At 35.4% G+C, this 21,438-nt stretch carries 18 protein-coding genes; 7 read left to right on the top strand and 11 right to left on the bottom strand.

Features of this window, described 5'->3' with window-relative positions; genetic code table 11:
• The first annotated feature begins 253 nt into the window (after positions 1-253).
• The 3 genes from AC3EMB_RS24995 (at position 254) to AC3EMB_RS25005 (ending at position 2,887) form a co-directional block, all read left to right on the top strand.
• Positions 254-1,687 carry an alanine/glycine:cation symporter family protein gene (locus AC3EMB_RS24995; RefSeq protein WP_000227591.1) on the top strand — a complete coding sequence of 478 codons (1,434 nt, stop codon included), beginning with the start codon at positions 254-256 and terminating at the stop codon, positions 1,685-1,687.
• 213 nt (positions 1,688-1,900) lie between these two features.
• Positions 1,901-2,341: a Dps family protein gene (locus tag AC3EMB_RS25000; RefSeq protein ID WP_001041895.1), complete on the top strand. Its 441-nt coding sequence runs from the start codon at positions 1,901-1,903 to the stop codon at positions 2,339-2,341.
• A gap of 348 nt (positions 2,342-2,689) precedes the next feature.
• Positions 2,690-2,887 carry a hypothetical protein gene (locus tag AC3EMB_RS25005; RefSeq protein ID WP_000656311.1) on the top strand — a complete coding sequence of 66 codons (198 nt, stop codon included), beginning with the start codon at positions 2,690-2,692 and terminating at the stop codon, positions 2,885-2,887.
• Positions 2,888-2,994: 107 nt separating this feature from the next.
• On the opposite strand, the gene AC3EMB_RS25010 is transcribed toward AC3EMB_RS25005, so the two are convergent.
• From AC3EMB_RS25010 to AC3EMB_RS25020, 3 genes are all read right to left on the bottom strand, one after another.
• On the bottom strand, positions 2,995-3,498 hold the full coding sequence (locus tag AC3EMB_RS25010) for a DinB family protein (RefSeq protein WP_016079796.1): 504 nt from the start codon (positions 3,496-3,498) through the stop codon (positions 2,995-2,997).
• A 414-nt stretch (positions 3,499-3,912) separates the two neighbouring features.
• Positions 3,913-4,194, bottom strand: coding sequence for a hypothetical protein (locus AC3EMB_RS25015; protein WP_078401324.1), 282 nt, complete (start codon positions 4,192-4,194; stop codon positions 3,913-3,915).
• Positions 4,195-4,299: 105 nt separating this feature from the next.
• The gene (locus tag AC3EMB_RS25020) at positions 4,300-4,878 is read right to left on the bottom strand and encodes an LOG family protein (RefSeq protein WP_001225756.1); all 579 of its coding nucleotides are present in this window, start codon (positions 4,876-4,878) and stop codon (positions 4,300-4,302) included.
• 73 nt (positions 4,879-4,951) lie between these two features.
• Between AC3EMB_RS25020 and AC3EMB_RS25025 the strand changes: the two genes are divergently transcribed.
• The 3 genes from AC3EMB_RS25025 to AC3EMB_RS25035 all read left to right on the top strand — a co-directional run bounded on the left by AC3EMB_RS25025 (position 4,952) and on the right by AC3EMB_RS25035 (position 7,155).
• Positions 4,952-5,275, top strand: coding sequence for a MazG nucleotide pyrophosphohydrolase domain-containing protein (locus AC3EMB_RS25025; protein WP_000355749.1), 324 nt, complete (start codon positions 4,952-4,954; stop codon positions 5,273-5,275).
• A 53-nt stretch (positions 5,276-5,328) separates the two neighbouring features.
• A complete protein-coding gene (locus AC3EMB_RS25030; RefSeq protein ID WP_000949403.1) occupies positions 5,329-5,835 on the top strand; it encodes a ferritin in 507 nt (168 codons plus the stop codon).
• A gap of 150 nt (positions 5,836-5,985) precedes the next feature.
• Positions 5,986-7,155, top strand: coding sequence for a DUF418 domain-containing protein (locus AC3EMB_RS25035; RefSeq protein ID WP_001076347.1), 1,170 nt, complete (start codon positions 5,986-5,988; stop codon positions 7,153-7,155).
• Positions 7,156-7,198: 43 nt separating this feature from the next.
• Here AC3EMB_RS25035 and AC3EMB_RS25040 read toward each other — a convergent pair whose 3' ends face one another.
• The 4 genes from AC3EMB_RS25040 to AC3EMB_RS25055 all read right to left on the bottom strand — a co-directional run bounded on the left by AC3EMB_RS25040 (position 7,199) and on the right by AC3EMB_RS25055 (position 13,599).
• A complete protein-coding gene (locus AC3EMB_RS25040) occupies positions 7,199-8,380 on the bottom strand; it encodes a NupC/NupG family nucleoside CNT transporter (protein ID WP_053563400.1) in 1,182 nt (393 codons plus the stop codon).
• A 354-nt stretch (positions 8,381-8,734) separates the two neighbouring features.
• Entirely contained in the window at positions 8,735-9,916 is a 1,182-nt protein-coding gene (locus tag AC3EMB_RS25045) for a NupC/NupG family nucleoside CNT transporter (protein ID WP_000673841.1), read from the bottom strand.
• A 328-nt stretch (positions 9,917-10,244) separates the two neighbouring features.
• On the bottom strand, positions 10,245-11,687 hold the full coding sequence (locus AC3EMB_RS25050) for an alanine/glycine:cation symporter family protein (RefSeq protein ID WP_098976074.1): 1,443 nt from the start codon (positions 11,685-11,687) through the stop codon (positions 10,245-10,247).
• A gap of 481 nt (positions 11,688-12,168) precedes the next feature.
• A complete protein-coding gene (locus AC3EMB_RS25055; RefSeq protein WP_016123726.1) occupies positions 12,169-13,599 on the bottom strand; it encodes an alanine/glycine:cation symporter family protein in 1,431 nt (476 codons plus the stop codon).
• A 305-nt stretch (positions 13,600-13,904) separates the two neighbouring features.
• On the opposite strand from AC3EMB_RS25055, the gene AC3EMB_RS25060 reads away from it, so the two are divergent.
• The gene (locus AC3EMB_RS25060; protein WP_488517326.1) at positions 13,905-14,543 is read left to right on the top strand and encodes an NAD(P)-dependent oxidoreductase; all 639 of its coding nucleotides are present in this window, start codon (positions 13,905-13,907) and stop codon (positions 14,541-14,543) included.
• Positions 14,544-14,587: 44 nt separating this feature from the next.
• Here the strand turns inward: AC3EMB_RS25060 and AC3EMB_RS25065 are convergent, their stop codons facing one another.
• The 4 genes from AC3EMB_RS25065 to AC3EMB_RS25080 all read right to left on the bottom strand — a co-directional run bounded on the left by AC3EMB_RS25065 (position 14,588) and on the right by AC3EMB_RS25080 (position 21,387).
• Positions 14,588-17,764, bottom strand: a complete 3,177-nt coding sequence (locus AC3EMB_RS25065; protein WP_488517327.1) for a putative mucin/carbohydrate-binding domain-containing protein — start codon at positions 17,762-17,764, stop codon at positions 14,588-14,590.
• Between the two features lie 571 nt (positions 17,765-18,335).
• On the bottom strand, positions 18,336-19,256 hold the full coding sequence (locus tag AC3EMB_RS25070; protein WP_001022532.1) for a thioester domain-containing protein: 921 nt from the start codon (positions 19,254-19,256) through the stop codon (positions 18,336-18,338).
• Positions 19,257-19,367: 111 nt separating this feature from the next.
• Entirely contained in the window at positions 19,368-20,207 is an 840-nt protein-coding gene (locus AC3EMB_RS25075; RefSeq protein WP_488517328.1) for an aldo/keto reductase, read from the bottom strand.
• 16 nt (positions 20,208-20,223) lie between these two features.
• On the bottom strand, positions 20,224-21,387 hold the full coding sequence (locus AC3EMB_RS25080) for an MFS transporter (protein ID WP_168410432.1): 1,164 nt from the start codon (positions 21,385-21,387) through the stop codon (positions 20,224-20,226).
• Positions 21,388-21,438: the final 51 nt, after the last annotated feature.

The following is a 21,438-nucleotide window of genomic DNA, read 5'->3' on the forward strand; positions in this document are numbered from 1 at the left end:
AATGATAAAAAATATATTACTTCTCATTTTCAAACTCTCAAGGCTTACTTTCAATAAAGAATCTTCTTTCAAATTATCCCCACCTTCTCGCTTTAAATTTAGTTTTTTAAAATGTAAATAATTCTAAAAATATTACGATGTAACATAATCATAACACAAAAATGACTTAAGTAACATAATTTTTTAGAAAAATTGATTCTCGTATATTTTTTGCATATAATTTTCTTATTACGAAAAAAAGGAAGTGTATTATATGGTTGATATCTTTAGCAGATTCCTTGAGGTAACGAATAATATTTTATGGTCATATATTCTTATTGCAATGCTAATCGGCTTCGGTCTTTACTTCTCTTTTAAATTAAAATTTGTCCAAATTACTCATTTCAGTGAGATGGTCAGCTTAATTAGTAAAGGGTTTAATCGAAAAGAAAAAAAGAAAGATAGCATCTCCCCATTCCAAGCATTTTGCTTAAGTGCAGCAGCACGTATCGGTATTGGGAACTTAGCTGGCGTAGCATTAGCAATTTCAATGGGTGGACCTGGCGCAATATTTTGGATGTGGTTTATCGCGATTATCGGAGCAGCTACTAGTTTCGTAGAATGTACACTTGCGCAAATTTATAAAGTAAAAGATGGAAGTAGGTTCCGTGGTGGACCAGCATATTACATGGAAAAAGGGTTAAACAAACGCTGGATGGGCGTCTGGTTTTCACTTCTTATTACAGTTGCGTACGGATTAATTTTCAATTCAGTTCAAGCGAATACAGTAACAATAGCGTTTGAAAATGCTTTTGGACTAGAGCGAACGATCGTAGGAGCTCTATTAGCCTTATTAGTTGCAGTTATTATTTTTGGTGGTATTAAGAGCATTTCACGTATTACAGAAATGATTGTTCCGCCAATGGCAATCGTTTATATCGGCGTGGCTATTTTTGTCGTTATTAACAACTTCAGTATGTTACCAAGCATTTTCATGGAAATCTTTAACGGTGCATTCGGTTTAGACCAAGCCATCGCTGGTGGTATTGGAGCAGCAATCAAGTTCGGTATTCAGCGCGGCTTATTCGCTACAGAAGCAGGAATGGGTAGTTCTCCTAATGCAGCCGCAACATCTGATGTATCTCACCCTGTAAAACAAGGGCTTGTTCAAGCATTAGGCGTTTTCGTAGATACATTCTTAGTATGTACATCAACAGCATTTATCGTATTATGTTCTGGACTTTACAAAGGATCAAATTTAGAAGGCATCGAATTAACACAAAACGCATTAAGTTCACAAATTGGACCGTGGGCAAGCACTTTCTTAGCGATTATTATTTTCCTATTCGCTTTCAGTTCACTTCTAGGAAACTACTATTATGGTGAAACAAATATCGCATTCATTAAAGAAAGCAAAACATGGTTAATGATTTATCGTGTTGCAGTTGTCGGAATGGTATTCTTCGGATCAATCGCTGCTCTTAAAACAGTTTGGAGTTTAGCTGATTTATTCATGGGACTAATGGTATTCACAAACTTAATTGCCATCTCATTCCTTAGCAAATTTGCTTACGCTGCATTAGTAGACTATTTGAAGCAAAAGAAACAAGGCAAAGATCCTGTCTTCGTTGCAAACTCTATCCCTGGCTTAAAGAATACAGAGTGCTGGGATGGACAGGATGTAGAAGAAAAACAAAAGGCTGTTTAACAAATAAAAGCGGAAGCGGCTCGTTTAGAACAAGAGCCATATCTCAAACAAAGGCCCTATTACTTCACCGTAATAGGGCCTTTTATTTACAACAGTTCATAATTTGTTCAAATTAATTCCAGCAAAAGGGTTGATTTATAGAGATTACTAGATTACAATAATTATAAATTAGTAATTGATATCACATAACAACTCAAAAGGAGATTGATCATAATGAACAAACAAGTAATCGAAGTATTAAACAAACAAGTAGCAGACTGGAGCGTTTTATTCACAAAACTTCACAACTTCCATTGGTATGTAAAAGGACCTCAATTCTTCACATTACACGAGAAATTCGAAGAACTTTACACAGAATCAGCTACTCACATCGATGAAATTGCAGAACGTATTTTAGCAATTGGCGGCAAACCAGTAGCAACAATGAAAGAATACTTAGAACTATCTTCTATTCAAGAAGCAGCATACGGAGAAACTGCAGAAGGGATGGTCGAAGCAATCATGAAAGACTACGAAATGATGCTAGTCGAACTGAAAAAAGGCATGGAAATCGCTCAAGACTCTGACGATGAAATGACATCTGACCTACTACTAGGTATCTACACAGAACTAGAAAAACACGCTTGGATGCTACGTGCGTTCTTGAATCAATAATAGACTTTAAAGCGGAAGCGGCTCGTTTAGAGTCGCTTTTTTATGTAATGGTCGCACTTAACGGTACACGAAATTATATCAACGATTTTTCAAATATATCGATCATAACTCGCAATATATCAACGATTTTTTCATTATATCGATCATTACCCGCAATATATCAACGATTTGACAAAGGATATCAATTTGCCGACAAATCACGACAATATCAGCGCCCCTCTCCCCTACTTTTATCAATATATTACAATCTCATCTATGTTAAAATATAGGAAACACCCTTTAGTATCATAGATCCAAAAAGCTTTTCCAAATTCATCATTTACTACTTAAATGACGGGAGTGGTTCAGTTGAAAGACTACTTAATTAGAGCATTTTTTGCGTTGATAACAGTTGGGATTCTCTTACTTATAGCTAATATTTTCAATATACGTGTCGAGGTTAAAGACTATGCTTTCCTCGTTGTCGTAGCAATTGGTGGCGGATGGGGTGGCTGGTACCTGTATAAAAAACAAAATAAAAATAACAATAAAGGCATTCCGAAATAATATGGAATGCCTTTATTCTATATTACATAATTAAACTTAAACCAATAATAAAAGCAGTCCCCAAAAAATATCATAAAAACCCATATTCTATGGTAAATAAAAAGAATTCATTTTGAATATAGAAACAGTCCAAAATCTTGCATAACAGAGGTATAACCCATTTGCCGCAACATTGTGGCTATATTCCCACGGTGGTATGCTCCGTGGGTGACGACGTGTAGTATTGTTTCAGAAACCGTCGTATCTAGGTGCCCAGCATATGGATTATCAACCTCAACCACTTTTTCATAATCTTGTTGACTACTTAAAAGTACTTTATATCGTTTAGATAATTCATAAAAACTAGTTTTCATTTCCTCAATATTTTTTGTTTCCAGCTGCTCTCTCAATTGGTCTGTGTGTACCATTGCATCACTCATGCTTTTACCAGAAATAATCTCAAACCAGGCTAAATCTGTGAGGTATATGTGAGACATTACTTTTGCAACCGAAGAAAAACCACTCTTAACTTCCTTATGGAAAATGTCTTGCGGTAGTTCTTTTAAGCGATTTAAAATAACTTCATTTGCCCATAAGTGGTAGTTATACATTTTTAATACAGAACGCCCCATGCTCATCTCTCCTCCAATTTTCATTTTAATGATTAGATTATGATACATAGCTGATTAAAAATTTCCAAAGGATTACATCTATAAAATTTATTCTCATTTCGATTAAAAAAACCTCTACTAACTACATAAAAACATTCGGTATCTTCCACAATCTGACCCTTTAACGGAACAATTATATATCACTCAATAATTCCTTACTCACCCTTTATTCAGATGTTCTTTTTTAATTCATCAAAACATCCCTCCATCTACTTCCCCTCTTCAAACGCTTCCACATCTCACTATCAATATATTGAACCAAATTAAAAACACATGCTTTTTTAAAATAAACTTTCATGTGTTTCCAAAGACATCTATAAAAAACAAAGCAATCAAAATGATAAAGGCATTCCAAAGTAATATGGAATGCCTCTTTTATTGCCTTCTGTAATAAATAATGAAATTCAGGCCACTAATACAACCAATCGCAATAAACATACAAAGCGATTGTGGATCTCCAGCCAAATTATACTCATCAACAATAAAGCCAATCATAAAGAGTGTTATCGCCGAAACACCGATACACAATATCGAAATAAACCAAAGCGAAAATTCATTAATTAGCTCTTTCTTCTGTGTTGAAACGATTAGCATAACAAGAATAGACGCTGCTAAAATACTTTTAAAAACAGGACGTAAATACACAAACTCCTCCATCAATTTCTCCTTTTCCAAAAAACATCATATCTCAACATTAACATATTTAACCAAATTAAAAACACATGCCATCTTAAATTAAAACGACATGTGTTTCCGTATTTGCTATGATAGTTGCTTCCACTTCGTTCCCAAAACAGGACGCTCATAATTTTGGATTGCATGAATTAGTTTATCTGCCGTCTCAGCTGAAACGATCAATTCTTTATTTGATGGATTCATAAATCCTTCTTCTGCTGCACGTTCAACCATTTGCAGAATTGGTCCGTAAAAACCTTTTATGTTTAATAAACCCACCGGCTTATTGTGTATACCAATTTGTGACCAACATACAACTTCAAATAGTTCTTCAAACGTTCCGTATCCGCCTGGAAGCGCAATAAAAGCATCTGCAAGCTCTGCCATTTTCGCTTTACGTTCATGCATCGTCTCTACTTCAATTAATTCTGTTAATCCTGTATGCACAATTTCTCCTCGGAATAGACCGCGTGGCATAACACCTGTTACACGTCCACCTAAACGAAGAACTTCGTTTGCTACTTCTCCCATTAATCCAACGCATGAACCACCGTATACGAGCTCATACTCGTTCTCAACAAACATTTTACCTAACTGAATTGCCTGCTCTTTAAACTCTGGTCTCTCCCCTAAATTAGAACCTGCAAACACACAAATCTTTCTCATCCCTACACCCCGAAACTATATATTGTTATGATACAATGAACATTGTACAACATATTGAGGAGATGAGGAAGAAATGGATATCGTTGCATTTCAAAGATGGGTTGAGGAATTTTACGAAAAACGAAGCTGGTCACAGTATAATGCCTTTATTCGCTTAAATTTCTTAACCGAGGAAGTTGGGGAAGTTTCACGAGTCGTTCGTGCTATTGAAATCGGCCGCGATCGCCCTGATGAAGATGCGAAAACAGAAGAAGAGCTAAAACAAGAACTAAAAGAAGAACTTGGCGATGTACTATCTAACCTTATTATTCTTTCGCAAAAATATGATTTAGACTTACAAGACATTATGGACGCACACGTCACAAAGCTTTCGAAAAGGTTCGAAGTATCTAAATGAGAATATTATCAATTGTGGTATAATATTCTTGTCACAATACTAAGGGGGATTTTATGTTATCAAAAAAATTGCACGACGCATTAAATGAACAAATGAACTTTGAATTTTACTCTGCCCATGCTTATATGGCAATGGCTGCTTACTGTACAGCTGAGAGCTATGATGGATTCGCTAACTTTTTCCTTGTACAAGCTGAAGAAGAACGTTTCCACGCAATGAAGCTTTACAACTATATTAATGACCGCGGAGAGCGCGCTATTATTACTGGATTTGATAATCCGAATAACGAATACGAATCTGTATTAAACGCTTTTGAAGTCGCACTTGAGCACGAGCGTGAAGTAACGAAACGTATTTACAACTTATCTGATATCGCTTGGGATGAGCGTGAACATGCAACAATTACATTCTTAAAATGGTTCGTTGACGAACAAGTTGAAGAAGAAGCTTCATTCGATAGCATCATCCAAAAACTAAAACGTATTACAAGCGATTCAAACGCACTGTTTATGCTAGATGCTGAATTAGAGAAACGTACATTTACGCCTCCAGCTGAGTAATATTTCAATCACCTTAATACATGTATTAAGGTGATTTTTTTGTTTGCTCTCTATCTTAAAATCACCTTAAATTTCCTCATATTTGACATAGTGCCAGATATAAAATGGTATTATTTTCAATATAAAAACGAATATACGAGGAGAGGAAAAATGAATCAACGTGTAGAAGCTGTTGATGCAATTCGTGGTTTCGCTTTGTTTGGCATTTTACTAGTCAATATGACATTAATTCAATTTGGGTTCTTCACCAGTGAAAAACCAACTTATCTATTTGGCGATCTTGATAAAGGTGCTAATTGGTTTATTCAATTTTTCGGCACACATAACTTTATATCCCTATTTTCTTTTCTATTTGGGCTTAGCATTATTTTGTTACAAAAAAGTATTATCGCAAAAGGAAAAAAATTCTTCCCCACATACATAAGACGTATTATCATTCTTTTACTACTCGGCTACATTCATGGCACTTTTGTTTGGGAGGGAGATATTTTATTTGCATACGGAATAATCGGGATTTTTTTAATGATATTCATCAATCGAAAACCGAAAACTTTGCTTATTTGGGCGATTATTCTACTCGCACTTATTACACTTATGTCTTATCAAACTGATCCATCTACAAATATAAATGATTTCGCACCTTATACTGAAAAAGAACATAAAGTCCATCAAACTGGAAGCTATATGGATCACGTCAACTTTAGATTGACTGAAAATCCTTTTGATTACATGGGAATTGACGGTGCATTCGGATTATTTTTCATATCAGTTTTCGCAATAATTTTTATGTCTCCACTGTTCCTACTCGGAATGTATGTAGGGAAAAAAGGCTGGCTATTTGAGGTCAGTAAACATATACCTGCTGTCAAAAAAATATGGTTTGCCACCGGTCTCTTCTCTTTTACAATTAAAATCTTAGCTATGTTCATAAAACACCCGGTTTTAATTATGTTACAAGATGGCCTTACACCAGTAACTATGACCTTCTTTTACGGAAGCACAATCATTTTATTATTCCATTACAAAAAAGCAACCCGTCTACTAACATACATGGCGAACATGGGGAAAATGTCCGTTAGTAATTACTTAGCGCAATCTATTATCGCAACAACCATTTTTTACGCATATGGATTTGGCTTATACGGGAAAATCGGCTATTTCTTCGGTATTCTTTTAACCATCGGAATTTATACGATTCAATTATTCGTTAGCACCTATTGGCTCCAGAAATACCGAATGGGGCCAGTGGAATATGTCTGGAGACTGGGAACTTATTTAGAGAAACCACGTTTTAAAAGAGACTTGGATAAAGCAAGTTAAACAAAAAAGCAATGAGCCTAGGCTCATTGCTTTTCTTAATTTATTAAAGCATAACCCCAACGATAATCGCTGATAATATACTTACTAACGTTGCACCGTATACAAGTTTTAAACCGAATGATGATACAACGTTTGCTTGTTTGCCATCGATACTCTTCGTTGCACCTGCGATAATTCCGATAGATGAGAAGTTCGCAAATGATACAAGGAAGATAGATAAAATACCTACTGTACGAGCTGATAAATCGCCAGCTACTTTTCCAAGGTCAAGCATTGCAACGAATTCGTTCGTTACTAATTTTGTTGCCATAATTTGTCCTGCTTGTAACATCTCTGATGTTGGAATACCCATCACGAATGCTAATGGTGAGAAGATATATCCTAAAATGCTTTGGAATGTGATTCCGAAAATTGAATCGAATACACCATTAATTGCTGTAATTAATGCCACGAAACCGATTAACATCGCCGCTACTGTTACAGCGATTGAGAAACCAAGCATAATATATTCGCCTAACATTTCAAAGAATGTTTGTTTCTTGTCTTCTTGTAATTCTAAAATATCGTCTTCTTCTTTTACTTCATATGGATTAATGATATGAACGATAATGAATCCACTGAATAAGTTTAATACAAGTGCTGTTACTACATATTTTGGATCAATCATTTTCATATAAGAACCGACAATTGACATCGATACTGTAGACATTGAAGATGCACAAAGTGTGTATAAACGATTTTTCGGTAATTTGCTTAGTTGATCTTTTACTGTAATGAATACTTCCCCTTGACCAACGATTGCAGCTGCTACCGCATTATATGATTCTAGTTTTCCTAAACCGTTAACTTTACTTAATAGGAAACCGACTGCACGAATGATAATCGGTAAAACTTTAATATGTTGCAGAATCCCGATTAATACTGCTAAGAAAATAATCGGTAATAATACTGTTAAGAAGAATGGTGCTTGTCCATCGTTTGCTAGACCACCAAATACGAAATTAACCCCAGCTTCCGCAAATTTTAAAATAGAACCAAATCCATCTGCGATCCCTTTTACTAATACAAATCCGACCTTTGTATTTAGTAAGAAATACGCAAGTACCAATTGAATGACGAGCATAAGTGCAATTGGTTTATATTTAATCTTCTTACGATCTGAACTGATAAGGAAACCTAGTACAAACACTACAAGTAAACCGACTAGAAACATTACGAACTTCATATGTGAATCCTCCACTTCTCCCACGAGTTATTGGTCGTATAACGTATAACGAATGACGTCTGACCATTGTTGTTAAAAAAATTTAAAACCCCTAAAACTATTCAACTGTCATCTAAAATCAGTAAGCGTTTACATAAATTGCAATTTATAAAAGGTAGCTTCTTCTCTCCTACCATACTTGAAAGTCTGAAATTGATACCACCTACAAATCAAATTGTAAGCGTTATCTAGGTGAAATGCAATATAAATTTTAAAAGATTTTTATATGTTAATATATTCCTAATTAATTGGTTTTTTCATGCAAATTTACCATAAAAAAAGTAGCCCTAGCTATGAGCTAGAGCCATCCTTTTTTTATAACATAACACCAACGATAATCGCTGATAGAATACTTACTAACGTCGCACCGTACACAAGGCGTAAACCGAATGATGATACAACATTTGATTGATTTTCATCGATACCTTTCGTTGCACCTGCGATAATTCCGATAGATGAGAAGTTCGCAAATGATACAAGGAATACAGAAAGAATACCAACCGTACGAGCCGATAAATCACCAGCTACTTTTCCAAGGTCAAGCATCGCAACAAACTCGTTTGATACTAATTTTGTTGCCATAATTTGTCCCGCTGTTACCATCTCTGCTTGCGGGATGCCCATTACGAATGCTAATGGTGAGAAAATATATCCTAAAATAGCTTGGAATGTAATACCGAACATTGTATCAAACAAGCTATTGATTGCTGTAATTAATGCTACGAAACCGAGTAACATAGCTGCTACTGTAATCGCAATCGTGAAACCAAGCATAATGTACTCGCTCAGCATTTCAAAGAATGATTGTTTTTTCTTATTTTCTAATTTCAGTGTATCTTCTTCTTCTGTAATATCGTACGGGTTAATAATATGAATGATAATGAAACCACTAAATAAATTTAATACAAGTGCTGTTACTACATATTTCGGTTCGATCATTTTCATATAAGAACCAACGATTGACATCGACACTGTCGACATAGAAGATGCACATAATGTATATAAACGATGTTTTGGGATTTTACTTAATTGATCTTTTACTGTAATAAATACTTCTGCTTGTCCAACAATGGCAGCTGCTACTGCGTTATATGATTCTAGTTTTCCTAGACCATTTACTTTACTTAACAACGTACCAATAGCACGAATAAATATCGGTAAAATTTTAAAGTGTTGCAGAATTCCGATTAAAACCGCAAAGAATACGATTGGTAATAACGCTGTTAAGAAGAATGAAACCTCTCCTTTATTAACAAGACCACCAAATACGAAAACGATTCCAGCTTCCGCATATCCAAGAAGTGCGCCAAATCCATCTGAAATTCCTTTTACTAAAATATAACCAACTTGCGTATTTAATAAGAAATAAGATAATGCTAGCTGAATAATAAGCATAATTGCGATTGGTTTATACTTAATCTTCTTTCGATCGGCACTTATAAGAAAACCGAGTACAAATACAACGAGTAATCCTACAAGGAACATAACAAACTTCATTAATAAAATCCTCCATTTAACTCTTCATTAACGTTGAACGTCTGACCATTCAAAACAAGAAATAATCCGAACTTTCCATTTCCCCTCCAAAATCTTCAATCGGATAGGAAAGATCATAAAACCTCTTATTTCAAAGGCATTTTCCATTCTAACATAAATCACAACTCATATCCGCACTTTTCTTAAAAAAATACATTTTATTACGAAACATTCATGAATGTTCGTCTTTTTCATTATAAAGCGAAACTTTAATGAGCAGGAGTTTCACTTCACACAAATAGCTGAACCAATAAAAATGAGCATCAAGTTTCACTTGATGCTCACCTCATTATACTGCTTTTTCTTTATCAGCTACTACTGGCTCATCCCAACACTCTGTATTGTTCAAACCTGGAATAGACTCCGCATAAAAGACTGGATCTTTCCCTTGTTTCTTTTGCTTAATATAATCTGATAACGCTGCGAAAGCATACTTAGAAAGGAATACAATTGCTACTAAGTTAATAACAGCCATAATTCCCATAAATAAATCTGCTAAATCCCAAACGATTTGAATTGTCGCTACAGATCCTAGCATAACCATACCAAGTACAGCAATGCGGTATGCATTTAATAACACTTTACTTCCATTTAAGAACTCAATATTTGTTTCACCATAGTAGTAGTTACCTACTAATGAACTAAATGCAAACAAGAAGATCGCAACTGCTACAAATATAGAAGCCCATGGACCGATATGTTGACTTAACGCCTGCTGCGTTAATTGAATTCCATTTAAATCAGCTGCATTATGCACGTCTGATAAAAGAATGATAAATGCTGTACAACTACAAATTAATAATGTATCTGTAAATACCCCTAAAGTTTGAATGAAACCTTGTTTAACTGGGTGCGTTACGTTTGCAGTCGCTGCTGCGTTTGGCGCACTACCCATACCTGCTTCATTTGAGAATAATCCACGTTTTACCCCTAATAAAATCGCAGCTCCTAATCCTCCGCCTACTACTTCTTTAATTCCGAAAGCATGTAAGAAAATTTCTTTAAATACATATGGAATTGCCGTAATGTTTGTTACAACAACGAATAATGCCACTGCTACATAAATAATTGCCATTACTGGAACTATCATTTCAACCGCGCGAGCAATTCGTTTTACTCCGCCGAAAATAATAACTGCAAGTAAACCAGCCATAACAAGACCTACTAATCTGCTATCTGTTTTAAATGCACCATCAAAGGCAGCCGCTACAGTATTAGACTGTACAGCGTTAAAAATCAATCCGAAACTTACTGTTATTAGAACAGAGAACACAACACCTAACCAGCGTTTCTTTAAACCCTTTTCCATATAATACGCTGGGCCCCCACGGAATGCATTCCCATCTTTTACTTTATAAATTTGCGCTAATGTGCTCTCTACAAATGCAGAAGCACCCCCAATTACCGCGATTAACCACATCCAAAATACTGCTCCTGGTCCACCTGCTGAGATTGCAATAGCTACACCAGCTAAGTTACCAGTACCTACACGAGAAGCTGTACTCATACAAAATGCTTGGAATGACGATACACCGCTCTTCTCTTTTTGCGCTTTCCTCGTTTTCGAGCTTGCTCCATCCCCAAGCAAACGAATCATTTCACCGAAGTAACGAACTTGGACAAATTTCACACGAAATGAAAAATAGAGCCCTAACCCAATTAACATCGCAATAATGACATATGACCAAAGGATATTATTTACATCCCCAATTACCCTAGCTAAAAAATCCATATTTGTATTGCCCCCTCTTCCTAACAATAAGAAAATTATATTCTAAAAACTTTAAGTAATCAAGAACTTTATGTAAGGTTTTATGACATGAGTATGTTAATTCTCTTAACATACGTGTTTTTTTCATAAAAATATAGCTATTACATGCATTTATCCCGCATTAACGGGCAGTAAGACCCCCACCTCAAAATTCAACGAAAACGAAGAAATTAGGTGGGGGATCAACTGCCCGTAAAAGCCCGATTGGTTCAACTAATAATCAGTGGGGGATGAACACCCCCCACTGATTAAAGTTTCACTTTATCCAATACTCAATCACTTATCCTCTTCGACCAGTCATACTTTTAAAATAGTACGTTCCCCATAAATAACGAGAGAAACAAACAAAAAAGTTATATTGATAATTACCTCTCACCCTTTTCATCATTTACTACAACAAAAAAGGCGAGCATCGAATTTGCCTCGATGCTCGCCTTTTCATTTACACTGCTTTTTCTTTATCTGTTACCGCTGACTTATCCCAGCACTCTGTATTCGTTAAACCAGGAATAGAATCTGCACTGAAGACTGGATCTTTTCCTTGTTTCTTTTGCCTTACATAGTCTGCTAATGCTGCATACGCAAATCGGCCAAGAAGTGTAATCGCAATTAAGTTCGTGATTACCATTAGACCCATAAATAAGTCTGCCATATTCCATACAACTTGAAGCGTCGCAACAGAACCGAATAATACCATTCCAACTACCGCAATACGGTAAATTGTTAACCACGTTTTGCTTTGCTTAATGAATTCAATATTTGTTTCACCATAATAGTAGTTTCCTAGAAGTGAACTAAATGCAAATAAGAAAATAATAATCGCTAAGAAACTGCTCGCCCATGGGCCAATTTGTGAACTTAATGCATTTTGTGTTAATTCAATACCTTCTAAATTCGTTGCTTTATATGCACCAGAACATAGTACGATAAACGCTGTTGATGTACATACTAAGAATGTATCTACTAATACTCCAATTGTTTGAATAAAACCTTGTTTCGCTGGATGCGTTACATCAGCTGTTGCTGCCGCGTTCGGCGCACTACCCATACCTGCTTCGTTCGCAAATAACCCGCGCTGAATACCATATTTCATCGCAGCACCGATACCGCCACCTACAGCTGAATCTAAACCGAATGCACCTTTAAAGATTTCCGTAAACACATCTGGTATTAAATAGAAGTTTTTAATGACAACAAAAATAGCTACTGCAATATAAATAAGCGCCATTGGCGGAACAATCATTTCCGACATACGTGCAATACTTTTTACACCACCAAAAATAATAACCCCAACTAATGCAGCTAATACAATACCAACAATATAACGCTCTAAGCCAAATGCATTTTCAAACGCTAACGTTACTGTATTTGCTTGTACTGAGTTGAAAATTAAACCGTAACTAATTGTAATCAGAATAGAGAACCAAATCCCCATCCAACGTTTATTTAAACCTTTTTCCATATAATAAGCAGGACCACCGCGGAAGCCACTGCCATCTTTTATTTTATAAATTTGCGCAAGCGTACTTTCTACGAAACTTGAAGACGCACCGATAATCGCAATAACCCACATCCAAAATACAGCTCCAGGTCCTCCCATAGAAATAGCTAACGCTACACCAGCTAAGTTCCCGATACCAATACGAGCTGCAGAACTCATACAAAATGCTTGGAACGATGATACGCTGCCCTTTTTACGTGTCTTGCCAGTTAGTCCATCACTCATTAAACGAATCATTTCCCCTAAATGAGTAAGTTGTACGAATTTTAATTTAATAGAAAAATAAAGCCCTAAACCAATTAACATTGCAATAAGAATATATGACCAAAGAATTGTATTCGTTGATGAAATAAATTGCTCTAAAATATTCATACAATTAACCCCCTCCTTTTCTCCATAAAACGAATTATATTTAAAAAACATTCAAAAATCAACATTTTTCGACAATTTGCAATTTCCAAATATTAGCCAGGTTCACAGTAACAATATCTTTATGACTGACTACCCTCCCTCTAACTGTGCATACTAAAACAAAAAATAAATTCACAAACAACCCTATTGACAAAAATACCGACCTGTAACTATAATGATTACAACAGGTTGTAACAAACCTAATTACAACAAATTCATTTACTTTCAGATATACACTTTAACAAAACACTTTGGAGGGATTTATTATGAAAATCGGAATTATCGGAGCAACTGGTAAAGCAGGAAGTCGTATTTTAAAAGAAGCATTGGATCGCGGACATGAAGTAACTGCAATCGTAAGAAACGCTGCAAAAATTACAGAAGACAATGTAAAAGTTTTAGAGAAAGATGTATTCTCTCTTACATCTAACGACCTGCAGGCATTTGACGTAGTTGTAAATGCATTCGGTGCTCCAGCAGGCGAAGAACACCTTCACGTAGATGCAGGAAACGTACTTATTGAAGCTGTGAAAGGTGCACCAAATACAAAATTACTTGTAGTTGGCGGAGCAGGAAGCTTATTTGTAGACGAAGAAAAAACAACACGTGTATTTGATACACCAGGTTTCCCGGACGAATACCTTGCAACAGCTCAAAACCAAGGTAAAAACTTAGAAATCTTGCAACAAACAAATGATATCACTTGGACATTCATCAGCCCTTCTGCACTATTCGCATTAGGAAAACGCACTGGTTCTTACAAATCTGGCAAAGACAATCTTCTTGTTAACTCAAAAGGTGATAGCTACGTAAGTTACGAAGACTTCGCAGTTGCAGCACTTGATGAAATCGAAAACCCAAAACACGTAAACGAACGCTTCACAGTAGTTTCTGAAGCTGAATAATAAAAAAAGCTCGTAAAACATTATGTTTTACGAGCTTTTTCTTATTATTGCACTTGCTCTAATCCATTTTGAGTAATCTTAAAGGATATTTCTTGCCCCTTCATCGCATCCTCTTTTTTAACGAACTCATTCTTTTTGTACCAATTCAAACGACTCGGTTCCGCATGATATACTTTCAACACGTCTCCATACTCAAATGCCGTTCCATTTACTTGCCCAGCAAAATTCTTTGAAGTCTCTTGTCCTTCTGCCGTTACATGCTTTTTCTCATTTCCATTTTGATCATAAATCGTAAGGCCTATATACTGCTCATTTACAAAGCGATAATGAATCTCCTCATTTGTAAATGTTGCATGTAATTTCTTTTCAGCGTGGTTTAACGCAACAATTGAACGTGTTACATTCGACACACCTTGATATACTATGCTATCTCCATATGTAACTTCCACAAATACTTCTGTCACTTTCTTATTCCCAAAGCGATCTTTCGTTTCTACTTTTGCTTTTTGTTCACCAATTTTTGTTGTATCCGGTTTCTCTACAAATCCGAGTACTTCTCCATCTTTCACTTGAACAAAGTCTTTCGCATCTAATTTTTCAGCGTCCGTTCCGATTACTACTTTTTGTGGGACTGCTGTTACTTCTTGTTGCGCTTCCATTCTCTCGAAACCTTTTTCCGTTAATTTAAAGTACAACTCTTGTTTTCCTTTACCGTTACTTACAAACTCATTTTTTTGATACCACTTCAATCGATCTGATTCTGCATGATATACCTTAATAACATCACCATATGCGAAGTCTACACCATTTAACTGTTCTGCAAAGTTTTTCGAACTCTCTTGCCCCTCTGCCGAAATAACTTTCTTTTCATTTCCATTTTGATCGTATAGCGTGATTCCCATATATTTTTCATTCTCAAAACGATAATGAACTTTAGCATCCGTAAATGTTGCCTGTAGCTTTTTCGTATTATGATCCGCAGTTACGATAGAACGCGTATTATTACCATCACCTTGGAAGACTAAGCTATCGCCATAGATTACTTCCAATGGCACTTCCGTCACTTTCTTATTTCCAAAACGATCTTTCGTTTCTACTTTCACTTTTTGTTCACCGATTTTTGTTGTATCCGGTTTTTCTACAAATCCAACTACTTCTCCATCCTTCACTTGAACAAAGTTTTTTACATCTAATTTTTCAACGTCTGTTCCGATTACTACTTTTTGTGGGACTGCTGTTACTTCTTGTTGAGCTTCCATTCTCTCAAAGCCCTTTTCTGTTACTTTAAATAATAATTCTTTCTCTACCTTCGCCTTACCTTGTCCGATAAAGTCATTATTTTGATACCAATTAAAGCGATCTGATTCAGCGTGATACACTTTTACTACATCACCATACTCGAACTCTAACTCATTAATTGATTTCGCGAATTCTTCCGCATTTTCAACACCTTTTACTGTTGCTTTCTTTTTCTCATTTCCATTTTGGTCTAGTAATGAGAATTCAAAATACGTGTCTTCTTTAAAATAATAGTGCACTGGATTTGAATCAGCTATCGCACTAAACTTTTTCTGATCATGTTGCAGTGTTACGATTGATTTAATATTAGTATCATAATTGAGCCCTTTGAATACTAAGCTATCACCATAACTAACATTTGCTACAACCGGAATTAAATTCTTATTACCTTTTTCATCTATAATTTCTACTTTTACAGTTTTTTCTCCAACTTCAGGCTTGCCTTGTTTAATCACACCTGTTGTTTTTACACCTTCCCCTAAATTCTGTACAAGTTCTTTTGCTTTTTTCTCATTATATGTAGTACCGATTACTACACTTTGGATTTTTTCATTATTTGGCTCGCCATATGGAACTTCATATAACTCAATTTGTTTCTCACGAATTGGATTGCTATCTGTAGATAACCAAATTTCTTTTTCTAATTTTGGTAAATTTAATTTTTCAATCTTTTCTCTCGTAGCATCATTTGCAATTAATCCCCATTTATCAAAGAAAGGAATTAAATTTTGTCCTGCCACTTTTGACGTCATATAAATAAACATCTGCTTTTTCTCTTCATCAGATTTAGGCAATTCTGTATCATGTAACAAACGATACATTTGATGTAAATTTGGATAGAACTGATCCCCATAAGCTAAATGCAACTGCCAAAACATAACTAATTTCTCAAATACATCCATCTTCTCTTGTGCATCCGGTTTACCTAAATAAGCAAATGCAGCTTCATAGCGCCCCTCTTGCTCTAACCTTGTTTTATGCCCGAATGTAGTTTGAACTGCCAAAGAATAAATATTAACGGTTACTTCTCCAAGTCCATCCCATAACCAAGTGTCCTGTTGATGTTGATGTCCCACTTCATGCCAAGGCCCCCATCCATCATTAGTTAACTCTTCTAGATTTAGTACTGATTCTAAATTCCCTTTACTATAAGCTGTTCGATAATAAGTCGCATACATATAATTATCCGTATACCAGTCTTCAACAAAATGAATGGAATGTTTACCTTGATTCGCAACACCCGCACCATCTTTTGATAAACCTGATATCTTATGTTCTATATTAATTATTTCATCATGTTTCTTTAATAACGCAGCTGGATCTTCTTGCTTCAAATGTTCCGCCACAGTTTCAGGATGCATAGTTAATAAACTATTTTCCCCCTTCATTTCTATTGCATATGGATCAGGATTCTCTGCCAACATACGCTTCCAATCTTTTGTCGTATGCTTACCTAAAATAAATAAAGGATTTGGTGTACCGCCTTTTTTCACTTTAGCGACTACTTCTCCTGTGTTGTGATAATTATAAAAATATAATAGCCCCCCATTTGAAGAAGAAATTTTATTCTCACCGGGATTTAAATTGAATTGTTTAGGTTCTTCTTTTTCATAAGAATATGTACCAATATAAGCTTTAATCTGTTGAGTCCCTTCTACTTGAATAACTACTTCTTCACCTGGCTTTACATAAATGCCCGTTGGTTCATAAGGAGAAAAACTCATTCGACGCTGATGCAACTCACGCATCCCTTCTACATCACCTTTTGGCAGTAATTGATACACTCGCTCTTCTTGCTGTTTCTCTTTATTTTCAATTGTCATCTCTGCATACACCTTAGGTAATTCAAGTCCATATGGCGTTAATAACGTAGCTAAACAAACACCAGCTACTAATACCCTACTCTTTTTCTGCTTTGACATAATCTGTGTCCCCTGTCCTTTTTTTAGACAAACCACCCTATATATTCATTTAATAAGAAATCCTATTATTTTTATAAAAACATTTAATGAATAGACTAATACCTCTCGCACCTATATCAATTACTACCGCATTTCTCTAAATGTATTCGCTTTCTTATATTGTAAAATTTTTATGTAATATGTCCTCCTCACTTCTCTCTATTTGTGATGAGTTCTCTTCGTACATAAAAAGAGAATAGTAAAAGATATCATTTAGTATTGTCATCTATACATCTAAAAATAAAAATAGCAATAGAATATTACATTTTCTTCATATATGACCATCTATAGGTAGTTTTTCCAACTGAATTTTACACGCTTTCTAATTCGTTTGATAGACTTCATAATTAGAATAATGTTACAATTTTGTGAATAACATCCGTTGATTGTAATGTTTAGATTTTGTTATATTTTATTATTTTTAAATACTTTTTCAAACGTTAAAATAGTGTTTCACTCGATTAATTATTATCTTGATATATTTTTAAAGAATTCATATGAAAAAGCATTGGCATAAGCCAATGCTTTCTCATTATCTCTTTTGATTCGGTTTATGCGGTTCATTTGGAGTATATGGCTTATTTGGTTTATTTGGAGCCTCAGCCTTTTTCCAACTTACCGCTAACTCTGGACTTGTTTTTTCTTCACTACGCTCAAGTAATACTACTGCATTTTGAATAGTCGGTGTACCTTTATGCGCAATTCCTTGTAGTTTCGTTAAATTTCCTGATACTTTAAAGCTAAATCCACCAGCTGGTGTTTGTTTCGGAATTAAAATGCGGAACTTCTCTCCTACATTAAATTCTGTTTTTGTTTCGCCTTTTTCATTTGCAAATTTCACGCCCGCTGGTGCACCTGTTGCTTGCACTTTATACGTTCCGCTTTTTGCATTTGTTTCTACTGTATATAAACCTGTTTCAAAGAAATCATTTTTTAATACTGCTTCTTGTTCTTCTGTAGGAGTTACACTCATCGTAATTTCTTGTAACTCTTCACTAGCGTTTGCTTTTGCAACGATGTCTTTCGTTACTTTCTCTACATTTTTATTGCGGAAATCTAAATCATTAACATCAATTTGTTTTAACGCATTCCACACTGCCAGCTGCGTTGCGTAATGCGCCTCTCTCCAATCAGATACTCCTAATTCTTGTGGGCTCTTTTGTGGATATCCATTCAACAGTACACGGTACACATTAATATCCACTTTCCCCATTTCTGGTAAATCTTGACCGCTCGGAGATTTTAAATCTACATTTAAGCAAAATGCAATTTTTCCATCTGCCGTTTTAATAAGTTCTGTTCGAATTGGTTTCTTCTTTGACTTACTATAACTCCAATTCATTTCATACTTTGTATGATCCATAACTTCTGCGAATGCTTTTTGAAGTGGGAATAATACAAATAAGACACTTAAAAACATAGCTAAAAGTTTGAACGATTGCTTTATATTCATGTTTACAGCCCCTTAATAACAAACTTAATACTAAGTAGTATTTAATTAGAAAATATTTTTATGCAAAAAAAGAGCGCATAAAAGCACTCTTTTTTCTTTCTTACTTTAATCTTAGAAATCGAAGTTATCAGGATCTGGACCAACGCGGTGATTTTGGTTTAACGCATCGATTTTTTCCATGTCTTCTTTTGTTAATTCAAAGTTAAATACATCAGCATTTGCAATAATGCGGTGTTCTTTCGTTGATTTTGGAATTGTAATTACTCCGTTTTGAAGATCCCAACGTAAAATCACTTGTGCTGTTGTTTTACCGTGTTTCTCAGCAATTTCTTGTAATGTTTCATTATCTAATAATTGACCTTGCATTAGTGGTGACCATGCTTCCATTTGAATACCTTGTTCTTTACAGAAAGCTTGTAGTTCTTTTTGTGTTAAACGAGGGTGGTATTCTACTTGGTTAATCATTGGTTTAATTTCTGCATCTTTCATTACATCTTGTAAGTGATGGATTTGGAAGTTACTTACACCAATTGCACGTACGCGCTTTTCTTTATAAAGTGTTTCTAGCGCTCTCCATGTATCTTTATATTTTCCTTCTGAAGGCCAGTGAACAAGATATAAATCTAAATAATCTAGTCCTAATTTTTTTAGACTCTCTTCGTATGCAGCGATTGTTGTTTCATACCCTTGATCTGCGTTCCATACTTTTGAAGTGATAAATAATTCTTCTCTTGAAATACCAGTCGCTTCAATACCTGCACGGATTCCTTCACCTACAGCTTTTTCATTTCCGTAAATTGCAGCTGTATCGATGCTGCGGTATCCTGCTTTAATTGCTGATTTAATTGCTTCTACAAGTTCTGGTCCTTCTTCTACTTTAAATACACCTAAACCGAACCAAGGCATTTCTACACCGTTATTTAATACTGCTTTACTTTGTAAGTTTTTCATTTTATTTTCTCTCCTTTTATTTTACTTGATCTCTTTTTTCTAATGTCATGCTCCATGCTGTTAAAATCACGGCACCTACTACCATAAGACCGCCTACCCAAGCAGTATGGATTAATCCTAACGAATTCGTTACAAGGCCACCTATATAAGAACCTAAAGCGATTCCTCCGTTAAATGCGGCAATATTAATTGCTGAAGCAACATCAACCGCACTTGGAACAAAGCGCTCTGCCAATATAACTACATATACTTGTAGCCCTGGAACATTCATAAATGCGAATAGTCCCATGAAAATAATTGTGATTAATCCAGCTACTTTAAATGGCGCTGTAAATGTTAAAACAAATAATATGATCGCTTGAATAAAGAACATGTAAAATAGCGCTCGAATCGGATTATGATTCGATAATTTCCCGCCAACCATATTCCCTATCGCAATTGCGATTCCGTACACTAATAAAATGATAGTAACGGTACTTGCTTCAAATCCTGTTACTTCTTGTAATAGGGGTGATAAATACGTAAATGTTACGAATGTACCACCGTATCCAAGTGCAGTAATAATGAAAACAAGTAATAGTCTTCCATTTTTAATTAATTTAAATTGATCACGAAACGATACAGGTACACCATTTTTTAAATTAGATGGGACGAGTATACTGTTTGCGATGAAAGCAATAATTCCAATTACGACAATCGCCATAAATGACGCTCTCCAGCCAAACTCTTGACCGATAAATGTTCCAATTGGCACACCAGTAATAGTCGCAACTGTTAATCCAGTAAACATAATCGCAATTGCGCTAGCACGTTTATTCTCTGGTACGATTGCAGCTGCAATTGTAGATCCAATTGACATAAACACACCATGTGCAAACGCGGATACAATTCTTGCGATAATTAATACAGTGAAGCTTGTTGCTACCGCCGCAATGCCATTACCAATAATGAAAATAACCATAATCCACATTAATAATGTCTTTCGCGACATACTAGCCGTTAACGCTGTTAAAACAGGAGCTCCTACCGCTGCTCCTAACGCATATAAGGAAACCGTTAAACCGGCTGTTGTAACCGAAACATTTAAATCTTTTGAAATAGATGGTAGTAAACCGACACTAATAAACTCGGTCGTACCAATCCCAAACGCACTAATTGCTAGCGCTAATAAAGCAAACATACTTCTTCGGCTCGTCTGAGCTTCCGAAGATGGTACTGTATATGAACTCAA

Source organism: Bacillus sp. LQ16 (genome assembly GCF_057784645.1).